We start from the raw sequence: 14,602 nt of genomic DNA on the forward strand, positions 1-14,602 counted from the left end.
GTCAGCGATCGCCCTCGCTGCAACCGTCATATTCTGGTTATGAGTCCTGAACCTAGTCTTGCTTGCCGGGTTTCGCATTCTGGTCCATGGGCCGACTGATCAGAGGCTTTTGCGTCAGGGCGATGGCCGCACCCAAAAGTAACAGTCCTGATGCGCCCAAAAGGCTTATACCAATGTCGCCAGCCAGATCCCCCAATAGCCCGGCGGCATAGGGCCCAAGAGTCTGCGCCACGGCGAAGACGACAGTAAAAAGGCTGATGGCCGCACCCCAGCTGCGCTCAGGCAGGTTTTGACGGGCAAAATTGGTCACGGCACTGGGGGCCATAAAAACCGAAAGGCCAAAAATAACCGCCGCGAGCAACAAGGAGAAATTTCCAGGAAACAGCACAGGCAGCGCGGATCCCAAGGCGATGCAGGTTAAGATCATGGCCAATGGCAAGCCTGATGCGTGGCGCGTCAAGATGGGACGCCACACCAAGGGTGAAACACAGATGCACAGACCCAGCAATATCCAAACAGCCGCGATGAAGCTGGCGCTGGCCGCCTGCTGGGTCATCCAGGCTGATAAAAATGTCAGAAACACGATATAGCCCAATCCAAAGCCAGCATATCCGGCAAGTTGTGCCCAGATTTGAGTGATTGGGATGGGCGCTGGAGCGTCCGTTTGCTTCGGTGCCGGGCGCTTGAGCTGTGCAGCTGACCACAGGCAAAGCGGTAAAAATAGCAAGCAAATTGCCGCTATAATGATCCATGCTAAGGGCCAGTGATCCGCGCCGTAATGCGCTAAAAACAGCGGCAGGCTCGCTCCAGATAAAACAATTGCCAAGCCGCCACCCGTACCAAATAAAATGGCAATGGCTAGGGCATTGCGGCGCGGATCATTTGGAAACAGGCCAGCTGCTAAAACACCGGCGGTGGAAAAAGACATGGCCCCAAAAAAGCCAACCAAAATGCGCCAAAGAGTTTGCCACCAAAGGTCCGAGATCAACCCAGTCGCCAGCAGCGCAAGGGTAGTTGTGATCAATCCAAAGGAAAATAGAGATGTCGCCGAATATTGCCTAATCATTAGCATAGTCAACACAGCGCCCGCGATATAGCCCAGAGCATTGGCCGTATTGAGCCATCCAGCTTGGGCATAGTTCCACCCCAAATCCGACTGCATCGCCGGCAATATCAACCCATAGGCGAATCGGGCGAAACCATTGGTCACTGTCACCCCTAGCGCCAGCCCCGCCAGCACCAACCACGGCCGTTTGTGTGCCTCTATCACTCCGGCATTTTCCTATGTCTCGTCACGTGATGGGCCTCCGATGGGCGGAAAATTTTGCCGCTATCTAACGTGGCTAAGCGATTGAGCCTGCCGGGTCCAGCGGCACCCGCGCAGAAACAAATTGCCAAGGCCAGTTAAAGGGTGCTGTCAGACTAATCATTGCAAGCATCAGATTGATGGGGCAATCAAAATCTATGCGCTCAATAATTGACGCCACTCAGCGAGAGTAGTGGCATGGCTTAACATGGAATTGGTGCGTGCATAGCGATGTACACCCCAACAAAACTAATCCCAGACGAAACTCCAAAGCTAATACTAAAGGCCCGTGGTCCGAGGCGCGGGGTCCTAGGATAGGGGGGGTGCGGTCCATAAGCCTCAATCTCGACCCTAGCGGTTAGGCACCGTAACCCCCTGCCGTTGGTCCACGGACCGCGGACCGAACAAAACTAACCAACGCTGATAGTAGGTCGACGGTGCGTGCTCTATGGTCCGCTAGAGCCGTGGTACTTGGTTCCCGGTCCATGGGCCTAGGGGGGGATGGTCCAGGAACCACGGGCCAGGTTTCATGTAGTGGAATGGGGAGTGTTTTGTCATCTGGAAAAGCTAGCCGACTGCCCTGCCCGCCTCAACCAGATTTCCTCTGAAAGGTCCATTTGGACCCATAGGCGCTAACGTCAGACAGGTATTCGAAAAGTACCATCTTGACTAGTCAACTAGTCTTTATATGATTGCGTCATGCAAATCTTAAAATCAGCCCCCCGTTATCAACAGCTCGCAGATTTGTTGCGTGATGAAATTGCATCCGGGCGCTATACCTTTGGTGAAAGACTGCCGTCCGAGCCTGAACTGTGCCGGTTGCATGGTGTCAGTCGGGGCACTGTTGTTAAGGCCTTTGAAATGTTGGTTGCTGATGGTCTCGCTGTGCGAAAACAGGGCGCTGGAACATTTGTGGCGCGTGTCTCGCTCAAGCGAGAACCCGGGCGGCTGATGAGTTTTTCAGATACGGTTGCGGCCCAAGGTCGGCTCGCGGGACAAAAACTGTTGTCACTGACATCGGCCACATCTGAGCAAAGCAATTCACTCGGTCTTTTTGAGCCAGCAACTGCGCTCACCCGTCTGCGGATGGTAGATGGCATAACAACATCGCTGCATGTCTCACTCATTCCTAACGGTGTTATGGACTCCTTGCCTGATCAGCACGCTGAGCAGATGCGTAACACCGACGTCACTGACTTCTCTCTTTACTTTGCCTATGAGGCTGCCGGTTTCATGATTGTTCGAGCGACCGAACATGTGACAACCCGTTTGGCATTGCCGCAGGAGATCGAGGCGCTTTCTTTGCAGGATCCGTCGGCAGTTATGGTCGTCACTCGCCACAGCTATGACGCTGTCGACCGACTGATCGAGGCGACCGAGGCCGTCTATCAAAGCGGTCATTACTCATATGAAGTTAACTTGCTGCGCAGCAGCGTTCACACGATACCTTTTAAGGTGCACACACTCCAATAATCAAAAGACCTAAAATGGGAAATCAACAAGGAGACTAATATGATGACGAATATGACCAGAAGAATTCTACAGGTGACAACGGCCTGCACTTCCCTGATGGCAGGCAGCGCTTTGTGGGCGGATGAGCGCCCGGCGGCAATGATCATTGCGCAGGGCGGGCTTGGTGACGGGTCTTGGAATGACACAGCCAACGCTGGTTTCCAAAGTGGTTTGGAGAAAACCGGCGTTGAAGGTCGGACTATCGAATCTGCCGATGTCGCCGCCCAAGGCGAAGAAATTATGCGCCGTGCGGCGGACGGTGGCTTTGGCCTCGTGATTTCGTTGGAGTGGATCCACGGCGAACCGATGGAAATGTTGGCCAAGGACTATCCAGATACCAATTGGGTTATTATGAACCAGACGCGCACGGGCGACAACATTGCCTCGGTGGTTTTTGGAGAGCATGAAGGATCGTTCCTAGCTGGTGCATTGGCGGCTCAAGTCACTACGGACACGTCGATCGAGGGCATTAACGCGGATGCGACCATCGGCGTGATCGGCGGTTTCAAAGCGCCGGGCATCGACAAGTTCATCGTTGGCTATATCCAAGGGGCAAAGGCCGTTAACCCCGATATCGAGGTGAAGGTAGCTTATGCCGACAGCTTTGGTGACCCGGCCAAGGGCCTGCAAATGGCCAATGCGATGTTTGATGAAGGCGCTGACATTGTCTATCAAGTTGCGGGCGGCACAGGCATCGGCATCATAGAAGCAGCAAAGGCACGCGGTCATTACGCAATCGGCGTGGATTCCGATCAGGACGGCATGGCGCCAGGTAATGTGCTGACGTCTATGGTCAAACGCGTGGATGTTGCCGTGGATGAAATCGTGACCGGCTATGCCGCCGACAATTTCCCCGGCGGGGAGGTCATCCAGTTTGGCCTAGCTGAAAATGGCGTGGCCCTATCGGAAATGACCCATACCAAAGACAAAGTGCCTGCCGCATATATTGAGCGGGTCACTGCGTACAAAGCTCAGATTATTGCAGGTGAGCTCGACGTCTGGGATGTTTCCAGCCAAGGATACCCCGACTTCTTTAAGTAACAACAATCAGGAGCGCGTGGTTTTTCCACGTGCACCTGACTTTTCACATGCAAGGGAAGCAATAGTGCTGTCTACTGACCGGTCCGTGGCCCTGGGTGCTGTGGATCTTCACAAATCCTATGGGGCGACAAAGGCCAATCGGGGCATCTCGCTCTCGGTTATGCGTGGCGAAATCCATGCCATTGTAGGTGAAAACGGTGCTGGCAAATCGACGTTGATGCGGATGTTGCAAGGGGTGGAACGCCCCGACAGCGGGCATGTGGTAATTGCCGACAAACCGGTTGTACTGAACGGCCCCGCCGAGGCTTTGGCGTTGAGTATCGGCATGGTGCATCAGGAATTCATGTTGGCACCGGATCTGACATTGCTGGAAAATCTGGTGCTTGGCGAAGAACCCGTGACCCGCCAATTGGGCCCGCTGTCACGCATCGACTGGGCCAAAGCCCTGCGCGAAGGGCAAGGGTTGGCCGAAAGCATCGGTGCCCAAATTGACTGGCAGCGGCGGACCTCAAGCGTGCCTGTTCACATTCTCCAGTTTGTCGAAATCATCCGATTGTTGCGGCGCGGCTGTAATGTGCTGATCTTGGACGAGCCAACGGCGGTCTTGGCCCCGCCTCAAGTGGAGGAATTGTTTGATCTGCTGCGCAACCTGCGGGCAAACGGAACCACGATCCTATTTATCAGTCACAAGATTGGTGAAGTCATGGCGCTGGCCGATCAGGTCACCGTTATCCGGCAGGGCAAGACTGTTTTTCACAGCACAATTGCTGAAACAACAGGCCCGGAGATCGCCAGCCATATTGTGCGCGACGCACCGCCGTTGGAAACCAGCCCGCCGCCATCGCGCACTGTAACCGGGGAACCTGTACTGGAGTTGGACGGGCTGAGCGCACGTAGTTTGGAAAAATCACAATCGCTGGATAACATCAGCCTACAGGTCCGCGCAGGCGAAATTCTGGGCATTGCCGGCGTGTCTGGCAACGGCCAAGGCGAACTGGCCGAATGTATCGCGGGCCTGCGCGACACCAGCGCTGGCAACATTATCCTGCAAGGGGCGGACATCACCGGTGAAACCACCCTGGCGCGGCGCAATCGCGGCCTTGCCTATGTCAGCGCAGACCGCCGCCACGAGGGCTTGACCACTGCTGCGAGTATTGAGACCAACGTCATTGCGGGCAGCCACCGCGCCCCGCCCATCACGCGAGGCGGTATCCTCAGCCGCAAAAACCTGCGCCAAGAAGCAAGCAAGCGGTTGGCGGCGCTCAAGGTTGTCTTTGGTAAAGTCACTGATCCAGCAGACAGCCTGTCAGGGGGCAATCAGCAAAAGCTGGTTTTTGCCCGCGAGAGTGCAGACAATCCCAAGCTAATGATCGCGTCACAACCAACACGCGGTGTCGACCTGAACGGCATCGCCGCCATTCACGGACTGTTGCGTGATTTCCGCGATCAGGGCGGTGCTGTGCTTTTGGCCTCCGAAGAACTGGACGAATTGATTGCCTTGTCAGACCGCGTTGTTGTGATATTTGAAGGGCGTCTGGTGGGCGAGGTAACTTCCCCCGCTGGCGCAATGGCGCAGATCGGTCAGATGATGGTGCAGGGAGATGCGGCATGAGCAGTAGCATCGCCTCACGCAGCATCGGTATCTTGCTGCCTCTTGTGGTTTCTTTGATCGTCAGTGGCGTTGTGTTGCTGGTCATCGGAAAGAACCCGTTGGACGTATTTAGCCTGATTGCAACAGAGTCCTTTGGCAATGCACGGCGTATCGCGGCCACCCTATCCGCCGCCACGCCGTTGCTCTTCACCGCAGTCGCAACCGCAGTTTGTTTTCGATCCGGCGTGTTCAATGTGGGTGTCGAAGGGGCGTTCCTTGTTGGAGGATTGGCCGCAGTCTTCCTTGGCTTCACCCTGCCTGCCGCATGGGGTTTTGCACTGTTTCCGATCTGCTTTTTCGCCGCCGCCCTGATCGGTGCGATCTGGCTCTATGTGCCGGGTATCTTGCTGGCCAAGTTCGAGGTGGATGAAGTTGTCTCGACCCTCATGCTGAACTTTATCGCCGTGGCCATCACTGGCTATCTGGTCAACGGTCCGCTCCTCTCCCCCCTATCGGGCAACAACGTGACGCCGCTCATTCACGAGGTCGCTTATCTACCGCGGTTGATGCCACCCTCAACTTTGCACGCCGGGTTCCTGATCGGGTTGGTCTGTGTGGCGGCCTACGGCTTTTGGTGTCGCTACACACCCGCAGGATTTGAGGGGGGGTTAATCGGCCTAAACCAACGCTTTTCCCGTGCGGTCGGGATTTCTGTGCCGCGTACAATTGTGGGTGTGATGATCCTGTCAGGCGTTATCGCAGGCATTGGCGGCGCTGCGCATGGCATGGGCCAGATGCACCGTTTTAGTGACGGGTTTTCACCCGGCTATGGCTTTACCGGCATGGCCGTTGCCTTGTTGGGCAGAAACCACCCAATTGGCATTGTCTTGGGCGCGATCCTGTTTGGGGCGCTGGCCTCTGCTGGCACAACGATCCAGCTTTTCTCAAACATCCCGCTTGATCTGGTGAACATCATCCAAGGCACAGTGATGATCTTTGCCGTGGTCGAGTTGGGCCGGATAAGTCTGCGCCGCAAGAAGGGAACTGCCAATGCAGGTTGAACAAATCCTTGTGTCGACGCTGATCCTGACCACACCGATTTTGCTGGCGGCTATAGGTGGGTTGGTCAACCGGCAAGCGGGAATCGTCAATATCGGGCTGGAGGCCAAGATGCTGTCGGGTGCATTTGTCGCGGTCATCGTGTCGTCCGCAACCCAAAGCTGGTTCATTGCCTGCCTTGCCGCCGCGCTCAGCAGTGCGGTGATCGGCTGGATGTTTTCGCTGACCATCACCCGCGCGCATGCCAACATGATTGTCGCCGGACTAGGCCTGAACATCCTCGTGGCTGGTGTACTGGGCTTTATTCTAAGTTGGGTTTACAAAACTTCTGGCACATTGCGCCAACCAGATGTTGTCTTGTTGCCTGATGTGCTGCCTGAGTTTTTCGAAAAAATCCCCGTCATCGGCCCAGCCCTCTCCAGCCTCGACCCCCTGACAATATTCGCATGGATCACTGTGTTCTGCCTGCCCTTCGTGTTGACCAACACCCGCATCGGCCTGTGGATCAGGGCAACCGGAAATGCGCCGCATGTGACCCGTGCCGTTGGATTACGCAGCCTTGCGATACAGGATGCCTCCACCGCATTTGCGGGCTTCTTTGCTGGACTCGCGGGCGCGCATCTTGCGCTGGCATCGCTTGGGTTGTTCAACGAAGGGCTGACAGCGGGGCGCGGTTTCATCGCATTGGCGGCGTTCTATTTCGGGCGTGACCGACCTATTCAAACCGCAATGGCATGTTTGCTGTTCGGGTTTCTGGACAACACTCAAATCCGCCTGCAAACCGCAGGATTCCCGCCAAAACTGATCGGCATGACACCTTATCTGATGGTGCTTCTTGCCCTCATCTTCACCAGCGTTCGCGCCCAACGAAAGGCCCGGTTATGACAAATGCCTTGCTCGTCATCGACATGCAAAACGCATTTTTGCACCCTGACGGCGAAAACTATTACCCCGCCGCCGCCGAAGTCATTGCGCCTGCGCAAGCGCTTATTGCCGCGGCACAGCAAAGCGAGACGATCATTGTCCACGTTGCGGATACCCACCGCGCAGGGTTTAAGGACTATGAGCAGGTCAGACTGCCTGAACATGGAATCGCGGGCAGTTTTAACGCTGAGTTTTTTGACGGATTCGGGCCGCAAGGTGGCCGCGAAATCGAGATCATCAAACGCCGCTATAGCGCGTTTTTCGGTACCGATTTGGCCCTTTTTCTGCGCGAGCAGGGGGTTGATGGCGTTGTGATCTGTGGCGTAAAAACCAATGTTTGTGTGCGCGCCACCGCACAGGACGCTTTTGCCAACGGGTTCAAAGTCCAAGTGGTGCGCGAGGCGGTCAACACCAACCGTGAGCATCTGGGCGCAGCGGCGTTAGAGGACATCGAGCGCTACCTTGGTCGCGTGATCAGTCAAAGCGACGCGCTCGAGGTCTTGGGATGAACACCCTTTGCGTCACGGGCTATGCCAGCCTCGATTATGTTTTGGACCTTGCGAGTTCTGTGTCGCCCGACCAGACCAGCCACGCGACCAGATTGCCGAATGCTTGGCCGCGTCTTGGCGGTTGCCCCACGTATATTTCCATGGCCGTCGCACAGATTGAAGGGGCCTCAATGCCTGTCACTTGGGTCGGGGATGACCCTCAGGGCACTCAACTCGTAAACACCCTGACGCAATCCAAGGTAAACACAGATGGCATCGCCATTGTCACTGATGCTTCTTCACCGACGGCCGTGATGCTGTACCAGCCAGATGGGAGCTGCGCTTGCATATACGATCCCGGCCATGCAGGTCGCGAAACGCTCAGCGCGGCTCAAGAGGCTGCAATCGCCGGTGCCAGCCATCTTTGCATCTCCGTTGGGCCACCCCATTTAACCGAGCAAATTTTAGCTTTGCGGGCGCCTTCAACGCGGCTGTATTGGGCGGTTAAGAATGATCCGGCCTGCTTTACACCCGCGATTTGTAACATGCTTTGCCAAAGCGCTGATGTGATTTTCTGCAACGCAGCAGAGCGAAAGATGATCGGCCCAACTTCGGCTGTCGTGGTGCTGACCATGGGGTCAAAAGGCGTGCTGATTGAGGAAAACGGCTCATCAATCAGGCTGCCCGTTGCCGCATTTGAAACGCACGACACAACGGGTGCAGGTGACAGTTTCGCAGGCGGTTACATTGCCGCTGAAATGACCGGGGCAGCTACATCCGAAGCGGCGGCTCAAGCCGGGATTGATACAGCGAGCCGACTGTTATGCAGTAGACAAAAGGAAAATACAGTATGAAAACGGCTTGGTATCTAGGACACAAGGCAAATGACGTAGGATCCTGTGCCATTCTGGTGGGCGACCCCGACCGCATTGAACGTATTGGGTCATTGCTTGAGGACCCAGTCTATTTGCCGGTCAAGCGCGGCCTCAAGACTGTAACTGGCACCTACAACAGAACGCGAATTAGTGTTGCGGCCTTTGGAATGGGTGCGCCCATTGCGACCATTGTGATGCATGAACTCGCCGATCTAGGGTTGCAGCGCTTCGTGCGGATCGGGACTGCAATGCATTTTCCACCAGCCCGTCCGGGCGGATTTGTGATCAGCCAATCTGCCCTGTCGTTTGAAGGCACGTCGCAGTCTTATGCGCTGAGCGATGCGCCTCCGGTGGCTGATGCGAGTTTGGTCGCCAATCTTCAAACGGCGGTCTCTCGGAATGACGCGGAATCCACCACAGGTGTTTTTGCCACCTTTGATGCGTTTTATCGCGACATGTTCGCCCTTGATCCGGCAGGCGGGGCGAAAGTGACCCAAACGCGTCAGATGCTGCACGATCGGGGCGTTCTGGCGACCGATATGGAGACCTCTGCACTGCTCACAGCCGGTGAAGCATTGGGTGTTGCCTGTGCCACGCTATGCCTAGGTACAGTGGACGGTATCAGTCAAGAAAAGCTTGCTGCCGAACCGCTGGCTTTGGGCGAAAAATTGATGTTCAGCATAGCGCTTGATGCCATCACAATGAAAGAGGACCTCAAATGACCGACATTCCAAATCAGTATTTTTCCAGCCTGATCAACCGACTCGAGCGTGTCCAACAAACCCAATCGGACGCGATCAACGCGGCTGCTGAAATCTGCGCCAAAGCGATCCTTGACGATAAACTGGTCTTTACCTTTGGTACGGGTCACGGCTCGTTTGCAGCCATGGAAATGTATCCGCGCACCGGTACGGTGACAGGTTTTCGCCCCATTGTCGAAAGTTCGATGATTTCCTTTCACCGCGTTGTTGGCGATGGCGGTGCGCGGCAATATCGGTTTATCCACTCACAAGAAGGTTACGGCGACGCCATTCTAGCATCCCATGATACGCTTGAAGGCGATGCCATGGTGATTTTTTCGCATTCAGGTCTTAACGCTGTAACGCTGGATATTGCCATTGGCGCCAAAGCCAAAGGCATGAAACTGATCGGTGTGACGTCGATCCCTCATTCCTCGGCCACGCCATCTCGTCATAGCAGCGGCGCGCATCTATACAAATTGGCGGATGTGGTCATCGACACCGGTGTGCCGCTTGGCGATGCCGAGATTGAAATCGAAGGCATGCAGGGCAAAACCGGTGCGACATCGACGTCCATCGCCATCGCCATTGGCCATGCCATCAACTCGGCCACTGCGGCGCACATTGTGGCCGCTGACGGTGATCCGTTTTTAATGCAAAGCCCAAATACAACAGACAAAGTCGCCGCGACTGCGCAGAACGACAAGAACTATGCCGAATTGGCCCGCCGTCTGAAACTAAGGTAGATCACCATGGATAGAAATCGCGGATTTTTCATCAACGGCAACTGGGTCAAACCACAAGGCTGTGACCAGCATATCATCTTAAACCCGGCCACAGGCGAACAGGTCGGAACGACTTTGATGGCTAATCGGGCCATCGTGGATCAAGCCGTGGACGTGGCGGAACAGGCTTTTCCCGCTTTAGCGCGTATGAGCGCGACCGATCGGTCTGACATCCTGTTTAGGGCCGCGGCGTTGATCGATGCCAGAACAGACGAGATGGCACATCTGTTGACGCTGGAACAAGGCAAGCCGGTTTCTGATAACGTCAAGGAAATCTCTTTTGGGGCAGTGGTGCTGCGGTATTACGCCGAAGAGGGCAAACGCGTTTGGGGATCTATTCGGCCCGCCTCTTCGCCCGATGTACGCAATTTGGTTAGCTCTTGTCCCGTGGGTGTGGCGGCAGGGATCGTGCCTTGGAACTACCCTGTGGACCTGTATTGCTGGAAGGTCGGACCCGCATTGGCGGCGGGCTGTCCCATTGTGATGAAATCACCACATGAAACGCCGCTCGCCATCGCAATGGTGGTGGACTGTCTGCACGAGGCGGGTTTGCCTGCAGGGTGTATCGCTGATCTGCCCGGAACGGGGCCTGTTACGGGGGCCGCCCTTGCCGAACACCCAAAGGTGCGTGTGATCTCGGCCACCGCATCGGTGCAAGCGGGTCAGGCGATTTTGCGGGCTGCTGCTGGGAACCTGAAACGCACCTGTTTGGAACTGGGGGGGCACGCGCCCTTTATCGTCACCGCCGACGCCGGTCTGGAAGAGGCCGCGAAGGCCGCGCACCGTCGGGCCTATTCAAACATGGGGCAAATCTGCATTACTGTGAATCGCATTTTGGTGGACCGCAGCGTCCATCGAGAGTTTGCGGGACTGATGGCCGATCTTGCCAATGAAACCGTGATCGGTGACGGCACAGACCCCGCCATCGGCTATGGCCCAGTGCTCAACGGCTCTGTCACGGCACGGACAGAGGCACATATTTATGATGCGGTTAGCAAAGGGGGGACATTGCTTGCCGGTGGGCATCGGCCTGACGGGGCAGAGTACGCGCGCGGCCATTTCTTTCGACCAACTGTGATCGACAATGCCCCCTTAAACTGCTTGCCAATGACGGAAGAAAGCTTCGGCCCTATCGCCGCAATTGCCGCCTATGACACCGAAAAGGAAATGCTAGGCATCGCCAATGGTCTCGAATTTGGTCTGGCAGCTTACATTTACGGCAAAGATTTGGAACGTATTTGGGGGTTGGCCGAAGAGCTGGACTTTGGGGCGGTCGGAGTGAATGTGAATGACACCAGTGATCTTCAGGCCCCTTTCGGTGGGTGGAAAATGAGCGGATTGGGCCGCGAGCTTGGGCCTGAGGGCTTAGAGTCTTATCTTGAGACCAAACATCTAAAAATGCGGGTTCGCCGCCGCATGTAAGGCGCTCGTATGGCGCTGTCACATTGAGCGAATTGCTTCTCTGTGCCAGCCAGCCGTTGCTCCCCCTTAACAGTTTGATAGGTGTTGTCGGTGCTATCAGACAAATAAGAACACCCATCAAATTGCTAGCGCAGCCTAAATCTATGCGCTCAATAATTGACGCCACTCAGCGAGAGCAGCGGCATGGCTTAACATGGAATTGGTGCGTGCATAGCGATGTACACCCCAACAAAACTAATCCCAGACGAAACTCCAAAGCTAATACTAAAGGCCCGTGGTCCGAGGCGCGGGGTCCTAGGATAGGGGGACCCGGTCCCACGTCCTGCAGCTCAGCCGTAGAGATCAAGCGCAGTAACCCCTGCTTAACTCTGTTTTGATCTGATGTTTCATTGAGGGTAGCGTTGTGGGTAGAGGTTTTAAGTAAAATTTAATTATAATAAAATCATATACTTAATGGATATATGTGGCGGAGGCTCAGGGATTCGAACCCTGGGAGGACTTTCACCCTCGTCGGTTTTCAAGACCGGTGCATTCGACCACTCTGCCAAGCCTCCGACGCGAACTCCATACCCAAGCAAACGCGCATCGGCAAGAGCTCATGCGCGGGAAAACACACTCAATTGCATATCAATTGACCGATTTTCCGCCCAGCCACGTCCTGCGGACTTTTCATGAAGGCAAAACAAGGCTACATTGCGCCCAAGTAGTTACGACTTAAATGTCAATTTTGAAGACCGCGCGCACGAAAAGGACCGAAATATCGGCCAAAGCGCATAGGTTTTGGGGCAAAGGGCACAAGATGAACATCACCACAGGACCATACTCAAAGTGGCGCAAATGGCTTACGCTGTCGCTTATTTCGGCAATCGCACTTGCGGGCTGCCAAGATGGGCAAGGCCCTGCTTTCCTGCAGGCAAAGCCGAAAGCTGATGAGTTTGTGGACGGCGATCCATCGCGCTCTGTCAAATTGGTTGAGCGCGACACAGAAGCCCCGGACGTGTTCCAAGTGACCGAGAGCGGCCTGTGGGATGGTCGTCCTTCGCTTGGCGGTGTCTGGGTTGCGCACCCTGATGTCAAAGATCCCGAGCGCGTGATCATCCGCAATGAAAAGAACGGCAAGTTTGTTATCGGGGCCCTCTTTCGCCGAGAGCGTGAGAACCCAGGCCCGCGCTTACAGGTGTCCTCTGATGCGGCGGCCACGCTTGGTATGCTCGCAGGTCAGCCCGCTAAGTTGAATGTTACAGCGCTTCGTCGCGAAGCCATTGCCGAAAGCGCACCAACGCCAGAAGCAGCACCGCAAGTCGATGCGCCAAACGCAATTCAAGAAACCGCACTTGCACCAACCGCCGGTGCCGTCGCAAGTGCCGCACCAAAACCTACGCCGACACCGCCCAAACCTAAGCCTTCTTCTAGCGGTCTCAGCAAGCCATTCATCCAGCTCGGCATCTTTAGCGTTGAGCAGAACGCCAACAACACGGCCGAGGCGATGCGCGTGGCAGGCATGGTGCCAACGGTCAAGAAATCCACCAGTTCCGGCAAGACGTTCTGGCGAGTTTTGGTGGGTCCTGCGCAAACAAGTGCCGAACGCAGTGCATTGTTGAAAAAGATTAAAGCATCCGGCTTCGCAGACGCCTATGCTGTCAGCAACTGATTCATAAACGCGAAGGAGGGTCGCTTATGCGCCGCCTGATCACCGCTGGTTTTGCTCTTGCTTTGCCATTCTTGCTGGCTCTGCCCGCTGCCGCATTTGAAACACGTGCGAGCTCTGCTTTCGTTATAGATCAGACGACGGGCACGGTCTTGCTGAACAAGAATGCAGATCAAATGCTGCCGCCTGCGTCCATGTCGAAACTTATGACGCTCTACATAGCGTTTGAGGCTTTGCGTGACGGGCGTCTTTCACTTGATGAAAAACTGCCCGTCTCACAACACGCGATGTCGTATGGCGGTTCAACCATGTTTCTGGACACGACGGACCGCGTCAAAGTCGAAGACCTCATTCGCGGTATTATCGTCTTGTCTGGCAATGACGCCTGCGCTGTGATCGCAGAAGCGCTGAGCCCCAACGGTACAGAAGCCGGCTTTGCACGCTTTATGACGCAACGTGCACAGCAACTCGGGATGACCAATTCGACCTTCACCAACTCAAACGGTTGGCCGCAAGCTGGCCACCGCATGTCCATGCGTGATCTCGCATTGCTTGCGAACAAGTTGATCACAGATTTCCCAAGCTTTTATCCGCTCTTTTCCGAGCGAGAGTTCATATTTGATGGCCGCGCTCCACAAAATACGCGTAACCGCAATCCTTTGCTGGCCCTCGGGATTGGCGCGGACGGTCTCAAGACCGGACACACGCAAGAAGCAGGCTATGGTCTTATCGGTTCGGCCAAGCAGCGTGATCGACGTGTGATTTTTGTCATTTCAGGGCTGCAAACGGCACAGGCGCGCGCGGAAGAAGCGGAATCTATCGTCAACTGGGCCTTTCGCCAATTCGCGGTAAAGCCTGTCGCAAAGGCAGGTACAGCCGTCGCAAGTGCTGACGTTTGGATGGGTCGCGATCAAAAGGTGCCGCTCGTCCCGCTCGAGGATGTCTCGATGCTGATGCCAGTAACCTCCCAAGAAGACGTGAAAGCGGAAGTCATTTACAACGGCCCCATCACAGCGCCGATCTCCAAGGACCAAAAGATCGCAGAACTTGTCATCACGCCGCCCGGCTTGCCAGAAACACGCATTCCTTTGTTCGCTGGCAACGATGTCCCAGCGGGTGGGTTTACCTCTCGCATAGGCACTGTTGCGCAATTGCTTATTGAGCAATTGAACGAGCAACCTGCCGCCCCCACCGATCAAGGATCGTAACGC

General features: G+C 55.5%; 13 protein-coding genes and 1 tRNA gene. 12 read left to right on the forward strand and 2 right to left on the reverse strand.

Annotated features, from left to right (window positions below):
• Positions 1 to 52: 52 nt before the first annotated feature.
• The gene (locus tag PFRI_RS14545) at positions 53 to 1,270 is read right to left on the reverse strand and encodes a YbfB/YjiJ family MFS transporter (RefSeq protein WP_072631435.1); all 1,218 of its coding nucleotides are present in this window, start codon (positions 1,268 to 1,270) and stop codon (positions 53 to 55) included.
• Between the two features lie 735 nt (positions 1,271 to 2,005).
• Here PFRI_RS14545 and PFRI_RS14550 point away from each other — a divergent pair.
• The 10 genes from PFRI_RS14550 to PFRI_RS14595 all read left to right on the forward strand — a co-directional run bounded on the left by PFRI_RS14550 (position 2,006) and on the right by PFRI_RS14595 (position 11,743).
• Positions 2,006 to 2,779, forward strand: a complete 774-nt coding sequence (locus PFRI_RS14550; protein WP_072631436.1) for a GntR family transcriptional regulator — start codon at positions 2,006 to 2,008, stop codon at positions 2,777 to 2,779.
• Positions 2,780 to 2,830: 51 nt separating this feature from the next.
• Positions 2,831 to 3,859: a BMP family lipoprotein gene (locus PFRI_RS14555; RefSeq protein ID WP_084649710.1), complete on the forward strand. Its 1,029-nt coding sequence runs from the start codon at positions 2,831 to 2,833 to the stop codon at positions 3,857 to 3,859.
• 64 nt (positions 3,860 to 3,923) lie between these two features.
• Positions 3,924 to 5,471, forward strand: coding sequence for an ABC transporter ATP-binding protein (locus tag PFRI_RS14560; RefSeq protein WP_170124869.1), 1,548 nt, complete (start codon positions 3,924 to 3,926; stop codon positions 5,469 to 5,471).
• Positions 5,468 to 6,511, forward strand: a complete 1,044-nt coding sequence (locus PFRI_RS14565; RefSeq protein ID WP_072631437.1) for an ABC transporter permease — start codon at positions 5,468 to 5,470, stop codon at positions 6,509 to 6,511. The genes PFRI_RS14560 and PFRI_RS14565 overlap by 4 nt, the downstream gene beginning before the upstream one ends.
• Complete coding sequence (locus PFRI_RS14570; protein WP_072631438.1) at positions 6,501 to 7,394, forward strand: ABC transporter permease; 894 nt, start codon at positions 6,501 to 6,503, stop codon at positions 7,392 to 7,394. Before PFRI_RS14565 ends, PFRI_RS14570 begins: the two co-directional genes overlap by 11 nt.
• Positions 7,391 to 7,942 (forward strand): cysteine hydrolase family protein, encoded by a 552-nt coding sequence (locus PFRI_RS14575; protein ID WP_072631439.1) that lies wholly within the window; start codon positions 7,391 to 7,393, stop codon positions 7,940 to 7,942. The genes PFRI_RS14570 and PFRI_RS14575 overlap by 4 nt, the downstream gene beginning before the upstream one ends.
• A complete protein-coding gene (locus PFRI_RS14580) occupies positions 7,939 to 8,775 on the forward strand; it encodes a carbohydrate kinase family protein (protein ID WP_072631440.1) in 837 nt (278 codons plus the stop codon). Before PFRI_RS14575 ends, PFRI_RS14580 begins: the two co-directional genes overlap by 4 nt.
• Positions 8,772 to 9,518 carry a phosphorylase family protein gene (locus tag PFRI_RS14585; RefSeq protein ID WP_072631441.1) on the forward strand — a complete coding sequence of 249 codons (747 nt, stop codon included), beginning with the start codon at positions 8,772 to 8,774 and terminating at the stop codon, positions 9,516 to 9,518. Before PFRI_RS14580 ends, PFRI_RS14585 begins: the two co-directional genes overlap by 4 nt.
• Complete coding sequence (locus PFRI_RS14590; protein WP_072631442.1) at positions 9,515 to 10,282, forward strand: sugar isomerase domain-containing protein; 768 nt, start codon at positions 9,515 to 9,517, stop codon at positions 10,280 to 10,282. The genes PFRI_RS14585 and PFRI_RS14590 overlap by 4 nt, the downstream gene beginning before the upstream one ends.
• 6 nt (positions 10,283 to 10,288) lie before the next feature.
• Complete coding sequence (locus PFRI_RS14595) at positions 10,289 to 11,743, forward strand: aldehyde dehydrogenase family protein (protein WP_072631443.1); 1,455 nt, start codon at positions 10,289 to 10,291, stop codon at positions 11,741 to 11,743.
• A 464-nt stretch (positions 11,744 to 12,207) separates the two neighbouring features.
• On the opposite strand, the gene PFRI_RS14600 is transcribed toward PFRI_RS14595, so the two are convergent.
• Positions 12,208 to 12,297 (reverse strand) — tRNA-Ser (locus PFRI_RS14600).
• A 245-nt stretch (positions 12,298 to 12,542) separates the two neighbouring features.
• On the opposite strand from PFRI_RS14600, the gene PFRI_RS14605 reads away from it, so the two are divergent.
• The gene (locus tag PFRI_RS14605; protein WP_072631461.1) at positions 12,543 to 13,394 is read left to right on the forward strand and encodes an SPOR domain-containing protein; all 852 of its coding nucleotides are present in this window, start codon (positions 12,543 to 12,545) and stop codon (positions 13,392 to 13,394) included.
• 26 nt (positions 13,395 to 13,420) lie between these two features.
• Positions 13,421 to 14,599: a D-alanyl-D-alanine carboxypeptidase family protein gene (locus PFRI_RS14610; RefSeq protein ID WP_072631444.1), complete on the forward strand. Its 1,179-nt coding sequence runs from the start codon at positions 13,421 to 13,423 to the stop codon at positions 14,597 to 14,599.
• Positions 14,600 to 14,602 lie beyond the last annotated feature (3 nt).

The organism is Planktotalea frisia, assembly GCF_001890925.1.
GTDB lineage: Bacteria > Pseudomonadota > Alphaproteobacteria > Rhodobacterales > Rhodobacteraceae > Planktotalea > Planktotalea frisia.